We start from the raw sequence: 19,867 nt of genomic DNA on the forward strand, positions 1-19,867 counted from the left end.
CTTTTTCGTTGTCAGGTCTTCGCTGCCATAAAAGGCTTAGTGCACGGTCGGTGCGTTCGGGGCGGCGGGCAAATCGAACGTGAACCTGTCCTGATCCTTAAGCTCTTCATTTGCCGCGCGTTTGACCAGTTCGGCGGCGAGGACCAGCGATGTTTCAATCGCCCATTTAAGCTGTTCGACTGCGCCCTCATTCCCGGCATTCAATGCCTCTGGCAGGATGCGTTCCTGAAGGAACTTGGCGACGCCGGCAAAGGCGCGTGCTGCACTTTCGCAATTGTTGCGTTCGACCATGAAGCGACCGCTTTGTTCAATCGCATCGGCAATCCCGGCCAGATGGCCCATCATGATGCGAATTTCGGCGTCATCGGTTTCCGTCTTTTTTGCGACGAACCGCAGGATACCGGCATAAAAGCCATAATCAGAAGCCATCTGAACCACGCTTTCCTTGATCTTTGGTCTCAAAACGATTTGCGCCGTTTTAGACAATTCACCCGCCGTGGTATAGTCCCCGATAACAGATAATTGTGACCGCCTGGACAGGCGGCGATAACAAGGGCGTTTGCGTCGATGCTTCAGGGCGGACTGATCTTTATTGTTGCCATGACCTATATCGGGTTGTTGTTTGCCATTGCCCATTATGGCGACAAATATGCCGACAAGTGGCGCGCATCCAGATTAAAGCCGACCATCTATGCCCTGTCGATGGCGGTCTATTGCACAAGCTGGACCTTCTTTGGCTCGGTGGGCTCGGCGGCTACCGGGGGGTGGGCGTTCCTGCCGATCTATATCGGTCCGATTTTGGTGATGATTTTCGGTTTTGGCATCATGACCAAGATCGCCCGCGTCTGTCACAAGCAAAACATCACCTCGATTGCCGATTTCCTGGGTTCACGATATGGCAAAAGCCAAAGCTTGGCTGCCCTTGTTGCGCTGATCGCGGTGGTTGGCGTGCTGGCCTATATTTCGCTTCAGCTCAAAGCGGTGTCGATGTCGTTTGATGTACTGATCGGCGACCTCGGCCAACAGGTTGTCCGCCATTCCGAAGGCCATTTTTCCAAGGATACGGCGTTTTATGTCACCATCCTGATGGCGGTGTTCGCGATCCTGTTTGGCGTGCGTTATATCCACGCATCCGAACATCATGACGGCCTGATCCTGGCGGTGGCATTTGAAAGCCTGATCAAGCTTGCAGCCCTTCTGATGGTCGGTTTTTTTGTCGTTTACGGGATGTTTGACGGATTTGTCGATATCAATCAACGCGCCCTGTCTGATCCGACCGTGCGGCAGATGTTCATTCCCGATACCTGGCTGACATCAAACTTCTTTATCGCCACCATGCTGGCGGGGTTTGCCATTTTCTGTCTGCCGCGCCAGTTCCATGTGACATTTGTTGAAAATGATGACAGCCGCAACCTGACCAGCGCGCGCTGGCTGTTCCCGGCCTATCTGGTTGCGATCAACATCTTTGTCGTGCCGATCGCGATTGCCGGTCTGTTCATGTTTGGCCATAACCCGGCGGTCAATCCCGATACCTTTGTTCTGACCCTGCCGTTGCTCGGCGGGCAGAACTGGCTGGCGGTATTTGCCTTTATCGGTGGTTTATCGGCCAGTACCGGGATGGTGATTGTTTCCTGTGTCGCGGTTTCGACCATGGTCTGTAACGATCTGGTCATGCCGCTTTTGCTGCGTTCCGAACGGCTCCAGAAACGCATGTCTGGCGATGTCAGTCAGGTGCTGTTGAAAATCCGCCGGGCAGCCATCATTGCCATCCTGTTTCTGGCCTATGGTTTCTATCGGTTCCTCGCGGAAAACTATGCGCTGGCCGATATCGGGATGCTGTCCTTTGCCGCCATGGCGCAGTTCGGCCCGGCGGTTCTCGCCGCGATCTACCTTAAAAACATCAACCGGACGGGTGTGCGGCTTGGACTGACATCGGGCTTTGTGCTTTGGGCCTATACGCTTTTGATGCCCGCCTTTGTGCAGGGCGGGTTGTTGCCATCCTCGCTCCTGACCGATGGGCCGTTTGGCATTGGCATTCTGAACCCGCAGGCCCTGCTGGGTGTGGGGATCGAAGATCATCTGACCCACGGGGTTGTGTGGTCGCTTGGTGTGAACTTTGTTTTGATGTTTGTCGGCTCGGCCGTTGGGGTGCAGGGTGTCACCCAGCGCCGTCAGGCGCAGGTCTTTGTCGATGTCTGGCGCAAGGATACCAAGGCGCGCAACGATACCTGGCCGGGCCGGGTGACCCTGGGCGATCTTGAAGATCTGGCGGCAAGGTTCCTTGGTAAGCATTGGGCACAGCGCGCCTTTCGCAATTACCTGCAATCGCGTGATGGCGAAACCAAGCGATCCGATCTTGCCGATGTTGATGCGGCGAACTTTACCGAACATCTGCTCTCCGGTGCCGTCGGCGCCGCATCCTCGCGCGTGGTGATGGCATTGTTGCTGCCCGACAAGGCCGTATCACGCCGCGATGCTATGGAATTGCTCGATGAAGCATCCGAGGCCATCAAGTTCAACCGCGACCTTTTGCTCAACACGCTTGAAAACATCTCGCAAGGGGTCGGGGTGTTTGACCAGAATCTTAGGCTTGCGACATGGAACCACCGTTTCATTGATTTGCTTGGCATTTCGACCAGCGACATTCAGGTGACATTGCCGCTCTCAGAGCTTGTCCATATCTGCCGCGATAACGGCAACCGGGCGGTCGATATTGATATTCTGCTGGGCCGCAATGCCGCACCCCAGATGCGCCGTTTGCCCCATACTTATGAGCGTAAGCGTGCCGATGGCATGGTGCTCGAAGTTCGCACCAACCCGATGCCCGATGGCGGGTTTGTGGCGACCATCGCCGATATCACGGCACGTGTGCGCACCGAAGAAGCCCTGCGTGATAGTGAACGCAACATCCGGATCTATACCGACAACATTCCGGTGATGATTGCCTATGCCGATAAAAATCAGCGCCTACGCTTTACCAACCGGCCGTATGAGCGGATGTTTGGCCTGCGTCGGGTTGAGGCCCACGGCATGTCCGTCCGCGAAGCAGTGGGCGAGGAACGCTATGTTCATCTCGCCCCGATGATCGATCTTGTTTTGCAGGGCTACCGCCAGAGTTTCGAGATCGAATTCCCCGCCATTACACGCAACCGCAATGACGAACGCGCCACCCTTGGCGTGCGCGAAGGCCGTTATGCCGAAGGCACCTATATCCCGCACTTTGACGAAACCGGCGAAGTGCTGGGTTATTTCTGCATCTATCACGACATCACCGAACGCAAGACTGCCGAACAGGCGCTCAAAGAAGCCAACGAAGGCCTTGAAGCCCGCGTGACCGAACGAACGCATGCGCTTGAGGTCCTGAACTCCGAGCTTTCAGACGCCAAGGAACAGGCCGAAACCGCCAACGATACCAAAACCCGCTTCTTTGCCGCTGCCAGCCACGACCTGCTTCAGCCGCTTAATGCCGCGCGCCTGTTTACGGTCGCACTGGGCGGTAAGCAGGGACTGGCGGATGACATACTTGATCTGGTCGGCAAGGTGGATCTGTCGCTCAAGGGTGTCGAGGAGTTGCTCAATGAGCTTCTTGATATCTGCAAGCTGGACGCCGGCGCGATGCAACCGACCATTCGTGACTTTGCCATCAATGATGTGCTGGGCGCACTTGAAACCGAATTCGGCCCGATTGCCGAAAATGCGGGCTTAAGCTTCAAGGTCCATAAGCGCGATCTGTGGGTGCGCAGTGACAGCCGCTTGCTGCGTCGTATCCTGCAAAACTTCATTTCCAACGCCATGCGCTATACCCGCACCGGCGGGGCGGTGGTCGGCTGTCGCGTGCGCGGTGACACGCTGAAACTCGAAGTCTGGGATAGCGGTCCGGGCATCCCCGAAGACAAACTGAAAATCATCTTCCGCGAGTTCCATCGTCTCGAAGGCCCGGAAACCACGGATGTGAAGGGGCTGGGCCTTGGCCTTGCCATTGTGGATCGCCTTGGCAAGTCGCTCGGCCATCCGGTTTCAGTCCGTTCGCGCCCCGGTCGCGGCACCGTCTTCTCGGTCGAAGTACCACTCGGTGTTGCCGATACAGCCGCCACGCCCAAACCCAAACGCCGCATGGCGGGCGAACTGGGGGGCCTTCGCGTGCTGTGCCTTGATAACGAACCAGCGATCCTTGATGGCATGCGCGCCATGCTCGAAAACTGGGATTGCGTCGTGGTGACGGCCCAATCTGGCACGGCTGCCGAAAACCTGCTGACCCAGGAAATTGACGGCAAAAAGCCGTTCTCCCCGGACATCATCCTTGCCGACTACCACCTTGATTCCGGCCAGACCGGCCTTGATGTCCTGATCAGACTTCGTGATGTTCACGGCGTTAACGTGCCGGGCGTCATCATCACCGCCGACCGCTCGTCCGAGACCGCAGACCTGATCGCGGCTCAAGGCTACTCCCTGCTCAACAAACCGCTCCGCCCAGCCAAGCTGCGCGCGCTGATGACACGTGCACTCAATCGGTTGGGGAGTGATGCGGCGGAGTGAGTTTGGGAAAAAAGAGGGCGGATTAGATTGGATTTACTTTCTGTCAGCCGAAACGGAGTCCGGAGCGACTATGCATGTTAGATGATGCTGTGCGCAACGGGAAGGGCTGCACAAACCGGCCGAAAAATGGAATGCCCCTTTTTCGGTTCTCATATGGCTTTGAAAATGTTTTTGGGCGCCTGCGTCTTAGAACGCGTATCGCAGGCCGACAGAGATACCAACACTGACGACATCGTCGATTTGCCATGCGCCGATTTCTTGAAATCCACTCGCAGCTCGATCCCTGCCATCCCCAGTTTCGAAACCACCAAGCCAATAAGCATCAAGCGATGAGGTCAGGGTCAAGGACGGAGCAATATTGGCATCCAGGCCTACGCCCAAGCGAAACGCTGGGTAAATTTTTTTGCCGTCGTGAACGTCAGCTTCAAAAGAGCCAGTGGACGCGTTCGATTCAACAATATTTGTTAGCCGGTTAGAGGTGAAGCCAATACCTGCGCCGATAAACGGATCAAATGTCGCGAATGTATCTTCATCGAAACCCTTGGCGTGCAAATAGCCGTTCAGCATTACAACATCGGACGAAGCGTCAGATGTAAATGCGCTGTGTAATCCACCACCTGGAAACACACCTTTCCAGTCCAATTTATTGTTCAACCGGGTATAGGAAATATCGGCACGCCACAAATCGGAAAATTTATATCCGGCAACCCCGCCCAGAAGCGATCCGTGATCACCTTCAATGTCATAAAGACTGCCATTATGGTTACCACCGGCGGTCTCGGTATCCCCATCGCCACCTTTGAGCCAATTCACGCCGCCATTCAGTCCGACATAAAAACCTTCTTCGGCAAAGGCTGAACGCGCGCTTGTCTGCGCCCCAACAAGAACCAAGGCACCTACAACCATATGTACTGCCGAGAACCGATACCCAGAAACCATCACAATCACCCCTGTAAGTGTGAGTTCTAATGTACCTATAAGTAGATTTGTTTGATCTGTATAGTTGTATTTGGATTGTGTGGGGGCTTCGTCACCTTCCCGCCGTTAGTAATTTCACCCCCATGGCAAGAAACGCCGTCGCAAATCCACGCCCCAGCCATCGCATCACTGCGGGTCGCTCGATGATGTGGCTGCGCAATGCGCCAGCAAAGCAGCCATAAATCACAAACACCGCAAATGTCATCGCCATGAAGATCAGGCCGAGCAGGGCCATTTCGAGCGTTGTATCGGGCGTGTTCGCGCTAACAAATTGCGGCAGGAAGGCGAGGAAGAAGACTGAGAGTTTGGGGTTCAGCAGGTTGAGCAATATGCCGTCGCGGATGATTTTAAGAACGCCCGCAGCACTTTCATTGGCGGTGACTTTCATGGCACCCGTGCCGTGCCACATGCCCCAGGCCATATACAGCAACCACGCGACACCAAGATAGCGCACGATTTCAAAAGCAACTGTGCTGGCATGGAGCAGGGCGGCGAGGCCAAGGATACTGGCCGTCATATGCGGGACGATACCCAGCGTGCAGCCAAAGGCCGCCCAGATGCTGGCCTTCATGCCGCGACCCAATCCAAGTGCCAGGGTATAGATCACACCCGTGCCGGGCAGGACAACGATGATAAGCGAGGTTATCAGGAAATCGAGGCTGATCATTTTGTATCCGTTCGTTGAATGTTGTTGCCCTCAATCTACGGATGGTCAGCAGGGCATTCTTGAACGGAATTGCAGGATATGAGGATTGCTCAGTTTCCGCGAACGGCGCGGGCATAGCGGCCCGGTGTCAGGCCAAAGGCGCGAACAAAGTGGCGGTTCAGATGGCTTTGATCGGCAAAGCCCGCGGCACTTGCGATATCGGCAAGGGTATCGCCGGATTTGATCATGGCACGCGCCAGATCAATGCGCCGCTGGATCAGATAGGCATGCGGGGTGAGGCCGGTCGCACGGGTAAAATCGCGAAGCGTCTGAAACTTGCTTAAGCCCGTTGCGTCGGCAAGGTCATCAAGGCTGTGGCTGTGTGTCGGGCTGTCATCGAGCAACACCTTGGCGCGCTTGATCCGGGCATGGGCAACAGCCGTTCGGGCGTTTGATTTCGGGGTTGGTTCACCGAAACCGATCATGGCGTGATGGAGCATCATCAGCAGCATTTCTTCCCGCCGGAGCCGCGCACTTTGTTCCGATCCATTGGTGATGGCATCAAATAATGCGCCAAAACATTGCCGGACGGTCGGGCTGTCCATTACGGGCCGGGTGAATTCATAGTGATCGGTGGCGGTTTCAGAAAGGTCACTTGCCGCATGTGCGATAAGGTGCGGGTCGAAATAGAGCATGTTCCAGCCGCGCGGAGCATTGCCAATCGGGTGGCCGTCATGCACTTCGCGCGGATTGACCGTGATGATGTTGCCAGCCCCGGCCTCGACCATCCCGCGCCCGGACGCCGATTTTTGCGCCCCCGCATACATGAAGCCGATGCCAAACGCCTCATGCGTGTGTTTGGCAAAGGAATGGCGTGTTTCGGCTATGACGGCTTCAACACCCAGACAATCATGGGCAATGATTTCGACCTTGTTCATCGCACAAAACTGGCAGCGTTTGCAGATTTTGGCAATGGCGTAGGGTTTGGTGTTGGCTGATAACGCTACTTGCTGTTTGCCGGAATGGTGCGGTCGGGCGTGTTGCTGGCTGCATGTGGGCCCAGCAGTTCGCGAAGCCCGCCCAGACCTTCGACGTGATTGGAAATGACGCTGGCAACGATCAGAAGCGGGACGGCAACCAGAATGCCGACAAAGCCCCAGAGCCAGCCCCACAGTGCAATGGCAAGCACAATCGCGACCGAATTGATTTTAAGCCGGTTGCCAATAAGCATCGGCGTGATCAATTGCCCTTCAAACACCGTGCAGGCCAGATAAAGTGCCGGCGCAATCAGGGCCTGTCCGGTGGTCTGCATCGACACAAGCGACACCACGCCAACAATCACCACACCGGTCATCGCACCAAGGATCGGCACATAGTTCAGCACCGCCGCCGCAATCCCCCAAAGAACAGGGTTGGGCAGGCCGACAATCGCCATCAGGGTCCCGATCACGATGCCAAGCAAGATGTTGATCGCGGTAATGGTTGCGAGATAGCGCGAAACTTCGCGTTCCACGTCATGGGCGATACGCAATCCCTTGCGCCGGTCGCCAAAGGTTGGGAGCGAGCGGATCAGTTTCTGATAAATGCGGTCACCTCCCGACAGGATAAACAGCAACAAAACAAGCATCAGCGCAATGCCCGCCAGAATATCAGGTGCGCCTTGTGCGGCCTGGCTGATCAGGTTGGGTTCGGCAACCACGACCCTTTGAACGTCTTCATCGCCATTATTCTGATCGGTGGCCTCGGAGACCTGCTTTTGGGCTTCGCGCAGTTTATCAAGCGGTTCGCTAAGATCGGCAAGGCGCAGACGCAATTGGCGTTCGATATTTGGCGCTTCATCGATCCAGCCCGATACCGGGCCGCTCAGGCCATAAATTCCGGCAATCACAGTCGCGCTGAGTGTCAGAACAATGGCAAAGGCCGTCACGGCATTGGGGATGTAGAATTTCGCAAAGGTGCGGACAACCGGCGAAAACACAAGCGACAGTAAAAACGCCAGCACAACCGGCAGCAAAAGACTTTGCGCGACGTAAAGACAGCCCAACGCCAAAACCACAAATGTGCCAATCACTGAAATCGTCCGCGCCCGGCGGTACACCCGCGCACGCGCATTGGCGGCTTGGCCTGCCTTGGCGTTTGGGGCGTTCGCACTTTCCGTCGCAACGGGGTCGTTCATGCATCTTCTCCGGCTATGGTCTGCCGGGCAGGGTGCATGCGGCAGGAGCTGATGTGATAACGCCCCGGTTGGTTTGGTTGTTCCAGACGTAGCATGAGCGGATTGGCGCACCAGCCAAGGGATGATGCGCCAAAGTTTTCAAGGATGAAAGGAAACTTATGCGTAGAATGGCGATGCCATGTCGATACTGGCTGTCTTTGTCGCATCGGCATCAAACACGCGGGTGTAAAACGCCGCATTCAAGGCCTTGGTCTCTGTCGGGAAGTAATCGATGGCAAAGCGTTTGGCATTCTCAATTGTGTCAAACGCATAGAAGCCACCGACCGTTCCGGTGTGAAGGCCGCTCAACCAGGTTTTGGAAAGAAGACCCGGTTGTTGTTTCAGGATGGGGTTGAAATCGCGCCACGGTCCATTGTCGAACGGCAAAACATGCAGTTGCACCTCGGTATAGACAAATGCGCCCGGGATCTGGTCAAACTTGGCGCCATAATGGGCCGAATTCATATCAAGGCTGGCCTCACGGGTGGCAACCGCATCAAACACGCGTGTCGTTTGCGCAACGCCAAAACCTTTGGCCTCTTCCGGAAAGTAACCGGTCACAAATTTCTGTGCATTCACAACGCTGTCAAAGGCATATATGCCACCGGCCGACAGGTTGCCAACGCCGGAAAGCCAGGTTTTGTTGATAAAGCCGGGTTGAGCCTTGATCGCATTATTGATGCGCTGCCATGGCACCTGATCAAACGGAGCAGAGATTTGCAGTTCGGTATAGACGAAGGCGTTCTGTGACATTGGTTCACTTTCTGTTTGGGCGGCAAGGGAATGGCGCAAGATGGATGATGCGACAAGGGTTGTTCCCGCAACGGCAAGGCTTACGGTGGCAGTTTTTAAAAAACTGCGACGATCCGGAAAATCCCGTGCCGAGGCAGGTGGGCTTTTCGTCAAATCTGCAAGTAGTTTTGCGTCATCTGTCATGATGGTTGATCCAAGTGATAAAATATAACGATCGTTATTTAAATAGGTGATCGACAATTGCAGCGTTGTCAATTAAAAATATAACGATCGATATATTTTGAGGGTGAGATGGTTAAAAACCAGACGCGCAAGGAAGAAACCCGTCGCAACATTCTCGACGCTGCAAGTCGCGCCTTTCGGGAGTTTGGCTTTTCCGGGGTCGGGGTCGATGGTATTGCCAAATCGGCCAATGCCACTTCGGGTGCGTTTTATGCCCATTTCGGCTCAAAGGATGGTGCATTTCGCGCCGCCCTTGAACTTGGCCTAGACGAAGTGATTGACGGCGTGCCACGCTTCCAGCGTGAGTTCGGCGATGGCTGGACCGACGCGTTTATTGACTATTACCTTGGCCACCCACATCGCGAAGATCTTGCATGCGGTTGCGCAATGACCAGTCTGTCGCCGGAAATGACCCGTGCAGACGGTGAAACCCGCGCACTCTATGATCGCAAGATGCAGACGATTGCCGGGCTGGTGGCAAAGGGATTGCCGCAGTTTCCCGATGATCAGCGTTTGGCAAAGGCGTGGTCGTTTTTGGGAATATTGATCGGTGGGCTGACAATTGTGCGTGGCCTGCAAGATAAAGCTGCCATTGACGCTGTGGCAAGTTCGATCAAATCCACAGCGTCAAGTATCCTGAAACCTGTGGGATAAAGACCTGTTTTCGCTTGAAAGGGAATGTGCGGGGAAGGCGTCACCTACGCCTCGATCGCCGGTTCCTGCAACTGCAATTCGCGGGCAATGATAACGGCCTGTGTGCGGCTATGGACCGAAAGCTTGCGCAGGATGGCCGATACATGGGCCTTGACGGTCGCCTCGGTGACATCAAGCTCATAGGCGATTTGCTTATTGAGCTTGCCTTCGGTCAGCATGTTGAGAACACGCAATTGTTGCGGGGTAAGCTGGCCGATCTTTTCGGCCAATCCGGTGGCCTCGTCATCGGCCGGGCCGTTTTCCATGGCCTCGCGCGCCCAGTCGGGCATCCACATGCCACCATCCAGAACGGTCTTGACCGCAAGGCCGATTTGATCGACCGGGGCTGATTTCGGGACAAAGGCCGATGCGCCATATTCGATGGAACGGCGCACAACAGGCAGTTCCTGACTGGCCGATACGATGGAAACCGGAATGTCGGGATAGGATGCACGCAGGGTAAACAGGCCGGTAAAGCCATTCATGCCGGGCATATGAAGATCAAGCAGGACAAGATCGATATCACCCTTGTGGGCTTCGATCTGATCAATGGCTTCATACAGGCTGCCGGCTTCAAGGACCGATACGTTTTCCAGTTCCGAGCTTAACGCCTGTTTGAGGGCTCCGCGCACTAGCGGATGGTCATCGGCGATCAGAACCTGGAACGTTTCGGACATTGGTGATTTTTCCCCTGAAAGTTATCATTCCCCGACAGGTCGCAATTATTCTATCCCGTTCAAGCGGAACTCACAAATTATTAGGTGAGAAAAGGATGGGATATTTTTGATTTTGGTAGGGTGCGACCCGGTGGACGCCGATCTGCGTGAGAAGGTGTTTTGTCTGGAAAACCGGCAGAAAGGTTGAGGGAAACCAAAGATCACTCTCGCCCCACGAAATGTGAAACTTTGGCCCCCCTCGCGCCACCGTTTGAGAGTATGCCCATTAAAATCGGCGCCGTAAACTCCGCATTTGAGGAAAAATGAAATTTATCCTATCAGTGTTATCGCTGACCGAAATTCAGTTCTGAAACACCACACTGCATTGCGAAATTGGCGATTTTATACAATCCGTTCCAAAACCGCGCAGCCCAAGGAAAAAAGGACCCTTAAATGTCTGAACAGCCGCAAGAGATTCGTCGCGAAGACTATAAGGAACCTGACTTTATTGTCGAAAAGGTCGAACTGGTTTTTGACCTTGATCGTGACGTGACAAATGTCAAATCGCGCCTGTTTATGGCTGCGAATCCTGTGCGCGGTACCGGAAAAGGGGACGAGGTTTTCCTCCATGGCGAGGATATGAAGCTTCTTTCCGTCACCCTCAATGAAACCCGCCTGGCGTCCAGCGATTTCACTGTCGATCAGGAAGGCCTGCGCTTTAAGGCGCCGGGACAAAACTTCATTGCCGAACTTGAAACCCAGATTTCGCCAGCCAACAACACCCGGCTTGAAGGCCTTTATGTTTCGCAAAGTGCCTTTTGCACCCAGTGCGAGGCCGAAGGCTTCCGCCGCATTACCTATTTCCCGGATCGCCCGGACGTCATGGCGACCTATCGCGTCACCATCAATGCGAATAAGGAAAGCTGCCCGGTCCTGCTTTCGAACGGCAACCTGATCGACAGCGGTGATCTTGACGGCGGCCGTCATTTTGCCGTGTGGGAAGATCCGTTCCCGAAACCATCCTATCTGTTTGCGCTGGTCGCCGGTGATCTGGCCTGTGTCGAAGACAGTTTCAAAACCATGTCGGGCCGTGATGTGGCGCTGCGCATCTTTGTCGAACACGGAAATGAGGATCGCTGCGATTATGCGATGGACAGCCTGAAACGGTCGATGAAGTGGGACGAGGAGGTCTATGGCCTCGAATACGATCTGGACCTGTTCAATATCGTTGCCGTTTCCGACTTCAATATGGGGGCGATGGAAAACAAGAGCCTCAATGTGTTTAACGCCAAATTCGTTCTGGCCCGCCCGGATACCGCGACCGATGGCGATTATGAACGCATCGAATCCATCGTTGCACACGAATATTTCCATAACTGGTCGGGCAACCGTGTCACCTGTCGCGACTGGTTCCAGCTCTCGCTCAAGGAAGGTCTGACCGTATTCCGTGATCAGGAATTCTCGGCCGATCAGCGTTCCCGCCCGGTGCAGCGCATTAAGGATGTCAACGCGCTCCGCGCCGCCCAGTTCCCCGAGGATGCAGGCCCGCTGGCCCATCCGGTGCGCCCGGACAGCTATATGGAAATCAACAATTTCTATACCGCGACGGTCTATGAAAAGGGCGCGGAACTGATCCGCATGATGCACACGTTGCTTGGCCCGGATGGCTATCGCAAGGGCATCGACCTTTACTTTGATCGCCATGACGGGCAGGCGGTGACTTGTGATGACTTCGCCAAGGCGATGGAAGACGCCAACGGTATCGATTTCAGCCAGCTCAAACTCTGGTATTCGCAGGCCGGTACGCCGAAACTCAGCTGGCAGGGCGACTATGACGCGGATGCCAAACAATACCGTCTGACCATTTCGCAGAAAACCGACCCGACCCCGGGACAGTCGGACAAGAAACCGTTGCACATGCCGATCTCAATCGGGCTTCTGGGTGCGGATGGTTCAGACCTCGTCGCCAAAACGGTGGAACTGACGGAAGCCAGCCAGGAATTCGTCTTTGATGGTGTGACTGAGGCGCCGGTGCTGTCGTTTAACCGGGGATTCTCGGCACCGGTCAACATAACCACCGATCAGCCCGATGATGAGCTTGTCTTCCTGATGGGCAATGACAGCGATGCTTTCAATCGCTGGGAAGCCGGGCAGAAATACGCAACCCGTTTGATGTTGTCTGCCATTGCCGCCTATGAGGCGAATGGTGGCGATGTCGATGCCGCCTTTTCCGATGAACAGGCCCACGTTGATGCCTTTATTGCCGCGATGCGCGCGACACTTATTAATGATGACCTTGATAAGGCGTTCCGTGCCGATGCGCTTGTCCTGCCGGGCGAGGCGTTCCTGTCCGAACAACGCAAGCCCGCCAATCCCGAGGCGATCTATCAGGTCAGAACCGCCTTGCGCAAACGCATTGGCCAGGCGCTTTCCGATGATTTCGCCAACACCTATCACCAGAATGCCTCAAACGCGGCCTTTACGCCCGATGCGGCGTCGGCGGGGCAGCGTGCCTTGCGGGCAACGGCCCTTGCCTATCTGGTGGCAAGCGGGGCGGATGAATTTGCCGACGTGGCGGTCGCGCAATATGGCACGGCTGACAATATGACCGATCAGATGGCCGCCCTGTCGGTGCTCAATAACCTTGATCATCCGGGCCGTGAAACCGCACTTGCCGATTTCGAGGAACGCTTTGCCAATGACGGTGTTGTTCTCGATAAATGGTTCTCGTTGCAGGCGATGTCATCGCGTGATGATACCTTGGCCCGGATCAAGGATCTGATGAGCCACCCGGCCTTTACCATGCGCAACCCCAACAAGGTGCGTGCGCTGATCGGGGCGTTCGCCACGGGCAATCCGCGTCATTTCCATGCCAAGGATGGGTCGGGTTATGCCTTCTATGCCGATCGCCTGATCGAGCTTGATGACATCAACCCGCAGGTCGCCGCACGCCTCTGTGCCCCGCTTGGCAAATGGGCAAAATACGATGCGGATCGCGCGGACAAGATGAAGGCCGAACTCAACCGTATCCTCGCCAAACCGGAAATCTCGCGCGATTTGTATGAAATCGCCTCGAAATCCGTGGCAAGCTGATCACGCGACCATATCTAGTGAAATGACAAAGGGCGGCACCCACAGGATGCCGCCCTTTGCGTTGGAAAATATCACAAAGCCGATCAGGTCAGCTTCATCCGCTCGCTGAACTCACGCATTTTCTCTGACAGGTTGCGCGCCACTTCCGAAAGGTTATGGCTGGCCGTGTTCAGATCATGCGCACTGCGCCCGGTGCTTTGTGCGCCGTCATTCACAAAGGTGATCATTTCATCCATCGATCCCGCACCGGCGGCGATGCGTTGAACGTTTTCGGAAATCTCACCGGTGGCACGGCGTTGTTCATCAACCGATTGGGTGATGGTCGACTGGATGTCGTTGACCTGATGAATAACTTCGCCAACCGTGCTGATCGAATGGGCGGCCTTTTGCACTTCTTCCTGAATGGCAGCCGTCAGGTCACCAATCTGGCCGGTTGCACTTGCGGTCTGATCGGCAAGCGATTTGACCTCGTTGGCAACCACGGCAAAGCCCTTGCCAAGTTCACCGGCACGCTCGGCTTCAATCGTCGCATTAAGCGACAAAAGCTTCGTGCGATGGGCAATGTCGTTGATCAGATCAATGATCGATCCGATCTCGGAGCTGGCCTTTTCAAGCGATCCGATATTGCGCTGGCTTTCTTCGGCTTCTTCACGTGCCCGTCCGGTCACGGTGGAAGCCTCGGTCGCCTGACGGTTGATCTCGGCGATCGAGGATGAAAGTTCCTCAACCGCGGTGGCGACGTTGCGGGTATTTGATGCCGCCTCGCGCGAGACATCCAGTGCACCGCCCGATTGCTGCACCGTGTTTTCCGACTGGTTTGTCAGTTCACTGGCAAGGCTCAGCAACCCTTCGGACTGTTCGGTCACGGATTGGGCCACACGGGCAACCTCGGCCATCAGTTCGGTGACCGCGATCTTGCTTTCCTCACGCTCTGACACGTCGTTCCAGGCCAGCATGGTGCCCAAAAGAACATTATCCTTGTCGCGGACCGGGGCGGCAAGGATATCAAGATAGCCACGGTCGGTCTGGATGATCTCGGTGAAGGGCAGGTTGTTCGGATTGGCAAGCTTGGCCTGGAAGTCCGATCCAAGATTAAGGAAATCACCCGAAATCGTTGCCGTTGTGCCGCCAAGATAGTCTTGCGCACTGGCGTTAAGGTAACTCAGCTTGCCATCAGGCAGGATCATCGCGGTCATGGTCGGGGTATTTTCGACCATGTTTTGCAAGATCAAGGCCTGACGCACCGATTCACGCAATGCAATCAATGCCTTTTTCATCTCGCCGATTTCGTCATTGCCGACATTGGGCAGATTGACGTTGGTGTCCCCGTTTGAAATTGACGTCATCGCACCTGCAAAGGCGCGCAGATTGCGCAGAACCGTGGTGCGCAACAGGATCCAGCCAACAATCCAGGCCGCCAGAAGCACGCCGACAAGGATTTCGATCGACAACAGCCGCAGGCTATCGGTCTGGGCATAGAAATCAGAAACGTCGCGATCAAACCGGGCCTCAGCCCAGACACCGCCACGGCCATCACTGATCATAACCTCGACTGCCGCGCGGTGCGTGTCACCTGCCTTGGCGGTTTCGGGCTCTGGCGTATCACTGCTGGCTTCTGGTGCAGCATCCCCGCCATTTTCGGTGGCGGCATCGCCCTCTGCTGGCGGGGTAGCTTCTGCTTCTGCCTCTGCCGGGGCCTCAAGGCTTTCAAACAGCACGTTGCCGGAATTATCAAGAATCTGGAAGTTGCCACCCAAAACCTTGCCAATGCCCGCAAGCTGGGGCAGGGGATCGGTGATGACTTCAAGGAAGCCAACAGCACGGAACCCGCCAACCGGCAGGATCAGGCTAAAGACCGGACGTCCATCCGGGGTTGCCCACATAAAGCTTGCCGGTTTACGGGCTTCGGCCTTGTCGCGACCGATCAAATAGGCTTTGACGTCCGGGTCATCAGTGACGCTGGTGCCAAGATTGGCTTCGGACGTCGCCAGTTGATTGAATTCCTGATCATAGGAAATTGCCGCAATCAGGTTTACATCGCCCTGAACCACTTCACGTGCGTTCGAAAGGATGTTGAGTTCGGCTTGCATGCGCGTCTGGTCATTTTCCTGGTAACTTTTGACCAGGCTGCCAAGCCGCGACCATTCATTGGCAATCGGGGTAATTTTGTCGGCATAGTCGGTGGCAATACGCGACCCGACAAAGAAATTGACTGTACCACTGACCGAGTTGTTCAGTGTTTCAATCGCAAAGTTGCGATAGGTATCACCGGTCCAAAGAAGCATCCATGTCACTGCACCTGAAACCAGTAATCCTGTTACGAGCAAAATCCGTCGTAACGTCAGAAGGCTGGTAGCACCTCCTGCAATAGCCGTCTTCGCGGCCTTGTCTCCCGTCATTTTTGTCACTCCAGAGCAAACCAAGTTTATTTTTTGTCTTTGGTCATATTGGCTCGCGTCTCTCCCGCTCACACCTCTACTTCTCAAGAGTAGTTGTTCTGATCCAAGCAGAGCTTGGTTTGGAACACAATCCCTTATTTCTCGATTTCCATAGGATTGCTGCGGCACACAGCCGGTTTGAAGCGGTCCGAAATCTGGAAATTCTCGTTTTGGTTGGGGGGCTTAGCCCCGATTTACGAGCGCGATTTCGACGCATTGAAATTTTTTCTGCGAATGTGTGTGATAATCGTTTGCAATTGCAAAAACGATGCTCTATGACTGTGTTTGTCAAATGCAGACGACAACGTCGTTTGTGACCGGCCATCAGGCCTACATGGCGTGCCTGATGGCTTCTATCTTCGGGACTCTCTCTCCCCGAAGGTCGATCTCTCTCACTCGAGGGGGCTGGTATCCGGATCATTGTGCGGGACAATGCCGGAATTCATACCAGTCCCCCTTTTTTTATCCAAAAGACATTGACCCATATCGATCTTTGGCACGCTGCCCGGTTGCATGCGTGTGCGGCTTTAGCGTTTTATAAAGGTGCTGTTGGTTACAAAAGCAGGGTAACTTTGATGTCGTGAAGGATGGCCAAGTCCATGGCTGGCGAAGACAACACCAACAAACCCGATTTGCGCGCAACCCCGGAACCGCAGACTGATCCGGATGCCGGGCAAAAGGATGCACCGCTTCCGGCCTTTATATATGGCCGGGACGGGCATGGTGATGGCAGCGCACGTGGGGCAGAACGCTCCGGTGATCGGCAAAACCTTAATGCACGGATAGCGGATATGGATCGCAAAACCCTTCTTGGCCTGGTCACAGGCGCAGGCATGCTCGGCCTTGTCTTGTTCTTTGCCGGAATGCTGGTCGGCGCAGGCTTGTTCATGGATTCTGAAGACGGTGCGCGCACCACCCAGACAGAACAGCCGCAGGTCGAAATGCTGGCCTCCGCCCCGGAAGAACCAACCGAAATTCCGGCTGCCACGCCTGAGGCAACCGAGCCGACAACAACAACACCGGCACCGGAAATCAGCGCTGATAGCGAGGACCCGGTCGGCGATCTGATCGCGCAGCGCACAGAGGCACTTTCGGATGATGCCACGGCTGGCAGCGAAGCCGCATCGGATGTGGCTGAAACCGAAGAAACCGCAGAAGCCGCAGGATCAGAAGAACAGGCGATTGCGGCCCCCGAAATCCGCGATGTAACTGGCGACACCGATGCGCCAGCCGCACCGGAAGCGCCAGCGGTTGAAGGCGCGCAAGACAGTGCTACGACCGAAACGGCGCCAACCGTTGAACAGGCACCCGCGCCAGAGGCATCCGAACCGGCAGCCGAAACCGCCGAAACCACGCCGGAACCAGCGCCAGCAGCCCCGGCATCAGATGCCAGCAAGCCTTTCTCGGTTCAGGTTGGTGCCTTCAAGGTGCATGAAAATGCCAGCCAGCGTGCCGAGGAACTGCGCGGCAAGGGACTTGAAGTCGCCGTTGTTGTGCGCGGGCCAGAGGACGAGGGGGCGTGGTACTATGTCCGGATCGGGTCCTATGCCAACCTTGCGGCAGCCCGCGATGATGCAGCCAAGATCAAGGCGGATCATTCGATTGACGGTTTCCCGGTTCGTGCAGAGCCCAATGACCGCGTGGTAGACTGATCAGGTCGGGTGCGCATCCCGGGTACGGTTAAGGCACACACTATATATATAGAAGTAATAATGCAGAGCGGGGTGGTCTTATGAACCACCCCGCTTTTGTATTGGGGCTTCAGTTCACCTGACGGCATTCAATTGCCGAATTTATGTCATCGGGTTTGTTTTTGTCCTCTGATTGGGGCATTCTGCTTGCCATCTTGGGGTAAAGGCGCTACGCGCTAGGTTCTCAAACACCAGACCGGCAGCCGCTTGATTGGAACGGCTGCAAAGCAAGACAGGATGGCCGATAGCACATGAGCACGCACAAGGATTTCCCGAACCTTCATATTCTTGATCATCCGCTGATCCAGCATAAGCTGAGCCACATGCGCAAGGTCAGCACTTCGACCAAGACCTTCCGTCAGTTGCTCAAGGAAATCGCCCTTCTCATGGGCTATGAAATCACCCGCGAGCTTCCTGTCAGCTATGAAGACATCGAAACACCGATCTGCGCGATGAAGGCGCCGGTCATTCAGGGCCGTAAACTGGCCGTGGTTCCGATCCTGCGCGCCGGTTCGGGCATGGCCGATGGCCTGATCGAACTGATGCCATCCGCGCGCATTGGTCATATCGGCCTCTATCGCGATCCGGAAACCCACATGCCGGTCGAATATCTGGTCAAGCTGCCCGAAGTCGAAGGCCGTACCTTTATTCTGGTCGATCCGATGCTGGCCACCGGGAACTCGGCAGTGGCCGCGATCGATACGCTCAACAAATACGGTGTTGCCGACAAGGACATCCGCTTCATGGCGCTGGTTGCCGCCCCCGAAGGGGTCAAGGTCTTCCAGGATGCCCATCCGGATGTGCCGATCTATACTGCCGGCCTTGATGAAAAGCTGAATGAAAAGGCCTATATCGTTCCGGGCCTTGGCGATGCCGGCGACAGACTGTTCGGTACGCGCTAGGCCATCGACCAGCCATTGCTTTTCGCATTAAAAAAGGGTGCCGTTTGGCACCCTTTTGTTTTTGAAGTTTTCAGCGGTCTGGTCGGGCTGGCAATCAGCCCTTTGGCGATACCGTGATATCGACCACCGACCCGCTAAAGGAGCCACCGGTCAACTTGATGGTCGCAACCCGGTTTTCACGGTCATAGACCAGAACCGAAATATCGGCGCGAACCACGGTCACCTTGCTCCAGCCGAAGTTTGGCATTTCACGCTCGTAGAAATCATACATCTGTGCTTGCGATCCGCCGGCATTCAGGACAAGCCGCCCGTGCCAGGCATCGGATGCGCCAAAGATGATGCTTCTGTCCATATCGAGTGACGAATTGGACGGCATCGGAATATCTGTGAACTGGGTGAAAGACGGACCTGGTTGGCCACCTTTGCCTTCACTGCTGCCCGGGCCCGTATTGGGCACAAGGTTGGTGCCAGAGCACCCGGCAAGAGAGAGCCCCGCAAAGGCGGCGGCACATATAAGATATTGTCGCAGTCTCATCATCTTCCTTCGGTCCCCTGATGCCCGTCTTATAACGAGGGGTATGGATATCTCGCCCTATCATCGGGTCATAATGTAAAGGAAAGGTTCACATATTTGCTTTTGCGGCATTTTGCGGCCTTGCCCGGATGATATGTCCTTTTGGACTAAATTGGCGGAACTATCACGATTAATATGACCGTTAATATGACCCTGCGCATTGCATCACATCAAACGGGTTGAACCGGACTTTGGGCCTATAGGGCGAATCAACGGCCCGTAATCTTGGTTTTTTCGAATCATTTTGATCCGGCGCAATGTTTTTTGCCGGTTAAAAGCCCAGTCTTTGCGGGTCTTTTTCAGGACCTTTGCGGGATTTTTCAACCAAGAGTCTGATGGGGACTGGTGTCTGACTTTTATGGTTGGATATGGCTTTTCGACTATGTTGTTGAAAAATAACAATATTCAGAAAAGTTCCCATTAAATGCATTTTTTTCTGAAAAAGGTGTTTACAGGTCGGGATAGGGGCC

At 55.2% G+C, this 19,867-nt stretch carries 15 protein-coding genes and 1 pseudogene; 5 read left to right on the plus strand and 11 right to left on the minus strand.

The features are described 5' to 3' along the window. Window positions 1-36: 36 nt before the first annotated feature. Window positions 37-429, minus strand: coding sequence for a hypothetical protein (locus TH4_RS20060; RefSeq protein WP_064782533.1), 393 nt, complete (start codon window positions 427-429; stop codon window positions 37-39). A 138-nt stretch (window positions 430-567) separates the two neighbouring features. Between TH4_RS20060 and TH4_RS20065 the strand changes: the two genes are divergently transcribed. Further along, window positions 568-4,536 carry a hybrid sensor histidine kinase/response regulator gene (locus TH4_RS20065; RefSeq protein WP_064782522.1) on the plus strand — a complete coding sequence of 1,323 codons (3,969 nt, stop codon included), beginning with the start codon at window positions 568-570 and terminating at the stop codon, window positions 4,534-4,536. A gap of 186 nt (window positions 4,537-4,722) precedes the next feature. Here TH4_RS20065 and TH4_RS20070 read toward each other — a convergent pair whose 3' ends face one another. The 6 genes and pseudogenes from TH4_RS20070 to TH4_RS21050 all read right to left on the minus strand — a co-directional run. After that, complete coding sequence (locus TH4_RS20070; protein WP_083997208.1) at window positions 4,723-5,475, minus strand: outer membrane beta-barrel protein; 753 nt, start codon at window positions 5,473-5,475, stop codon at window positions 4,723-4,725. Between the two features lie 91 nt (window positions 5,476-5,566). Next, on the minus strand, window positions 5,567-6,181 hold the full coding sequence (locus TH4_RS20075; protein ID WP_083997209.1) for a LysE family translocator: 615 nt from the start codon (window positions 6,179-6,181) through the stop codon (window positions 5,567-5,569). A gap of 89 nt (window positions 6,182-6,270) precedes the next feature. Next, the gene (locus tag TH4_RS20080) at window positions 6,271-7,098 is read right to left on the minus strand and encodes an AraC family transcriptional regulator (protein WP_064782524.1); all 828 of its coding nucleotides are present in this window, start codon (window positions 7,096-7,098) and stop codon (window positions 6,271-6,273) included. A 65-nt stretch (window positions 7,099-7,163) separates the two neighbouring features. Continuing rightward, on the minus strand, window positions 7,164-8,336 hold the full coding sequence (locus TH4_RS20085) for an AI-2E family transporter (RefSeq protein ID WP_064782525.1): 1,173 nt from the start codon (window positions 8,334-8,336) through the stop codon (window positions 7,164-7,166). Between the two features lie 156 nt (window positions 8,337-8,492). Continuing rightward, entirely contained in the window at window positions 8,493-9,128 is a 636-nt protein-coding gene (locus TH4_RS20090; RefSeq protein ID WP_064782535.1) for a YdhR family protein, read from the minus strand. A gap of 75 nt (window positions 9,129-9,203) precedes the next feature. After that, window positions 9,204-9,311, minus strand: a pseudogene (locus TH4_RS21050) (hypothetical protein); the annotation flags it as partial. Between the two features lie 108 nt (window positions 9,312-9,419). Between TH4_RS21050 and TH4_RS20095 the strand changes: the two are divergent. Next, window positions 9,420-10,004, plus strand: coding sequence for a TetR/AcrR family transcriptional regulator (locus TH4_RS20095; RefSeq protein ID WP_064782526.1), 585 nt, complete (start codon window positions 9,420-9,422; stop codon window positions 10,002-10,004). 44 nt (window positions 10,005-10,048) lie between these two features. Here TH4_RS20095 and TH4_RS20100 read toward each other — a convergent pair whose 3' ends face one another. Next, window positions 10,049-10,720, minus strand: a complete 672-nt coding sequence (locus TH4_RS20100; protein WP_064782527.1) for a response regulator — start codon at window positions 10,718-10,720, stop codon at window positions 10,049-10,051. Between the two features lie 432 nt (window positions 10,721-11,152). Here TH4_RS20100 and pepN point away from each other — a divergent pair, with 432 nt between their 5' ends. Continuing rightward, entirely contained in the window at window positions 11,153-13,792 is a 2,640-nt protein-coding gene (gene pepN, locus TH4_RS20105; protein ID WP_064782528.1) for an aminopeptidase N, read from the plus strand. An 83-nt stretch (window positions 13,793-13,875) separates the two neighbouring features. Here pepN and TH4_RS20110 read toward each other — a convergent pair whose 3' ends face one another. Continuing rightward, window positions 13,876-16,077 carry a methyl-accepting chemotaxis protein gene (locus TH4_RS20110; protein WP_064782529.1) on the minus strand — a complete coding sequence of 734 codons (2,202 nt, stop codon included), beginning with the start codon at window positions 16,075-16,077 and terminating at the stop codon, window positions 13,876-13,878. Window positions 16,078-16,829: 752 nt separating this feature from the next. Between TH4_RS20110 and TH4_RS20115 the strand changes: the two genes are divergently transcribed. Both TH4_RS20115 and upp read left to right on the plus strand, forming a co-directional pair. After that, the gene (locus TH4_RS20115; protein ID WP_167351243.1) at window positions 16,830-17,882 is read left to right on the plus strand and encodes an SPOR domain-containing protein; all 1,053 of its coding nucleotides are present in this window, start codon (window positions 16,830-16,832) and stop codon (window positions 17,880-17,882) included. Window positions 17,883-18,172: 290 nt separating this feature from the next. After that, window positions 18,173-18,823: a uracil phosphoribosyltransferase gene (gene upp, locus TH4_RS20120; RefSeq protein ID WP_008892328.1), complete on the plus strand. Its 651-nt coding sequence runs from the start codon at window positions 18,173-18,175 to the stop codon at window positions 18,821-18,823. A gap of 94 nt (window positions 18,824-18,917) precedes the next feature. Here the strand turns inward: upp and TH4_RS20125 are convergent, their stop codons facing one another. After that, window positions 18,918-19,361: a hypothetical protein gene (locus TH4_RS20125; RefSeq protein ID WP_231959834.1), complete on the minus strand. Its 444-nt coding sequence runs from the start codon at window positions 19,359-19,361 to the stop codon at window positions 18,918-18,920. 307 nt (window positions 19,362-19,668) lie between these two features. Then, on the minus strand, window positions 19,669-19,867 hold a 199-nt coding region (locus TH4_RS20835; RefSeq protein ID WP_209437399.1), incomplete at its 5' end, for a hypothetical protein.

Origin of the sequence: Thalassospira tepidiphila MCCC 1A03514 (genome assembly GCF_001662875.1) — a bacterium.
GTDB classification, from domain to species: domain Bacteria; phylum Pseudomonadota; class Alphaproteobacteria; order Rhodospirillales; family Thalassospiraceae; genus Thalassospira; species Thalassospira tepidiphila.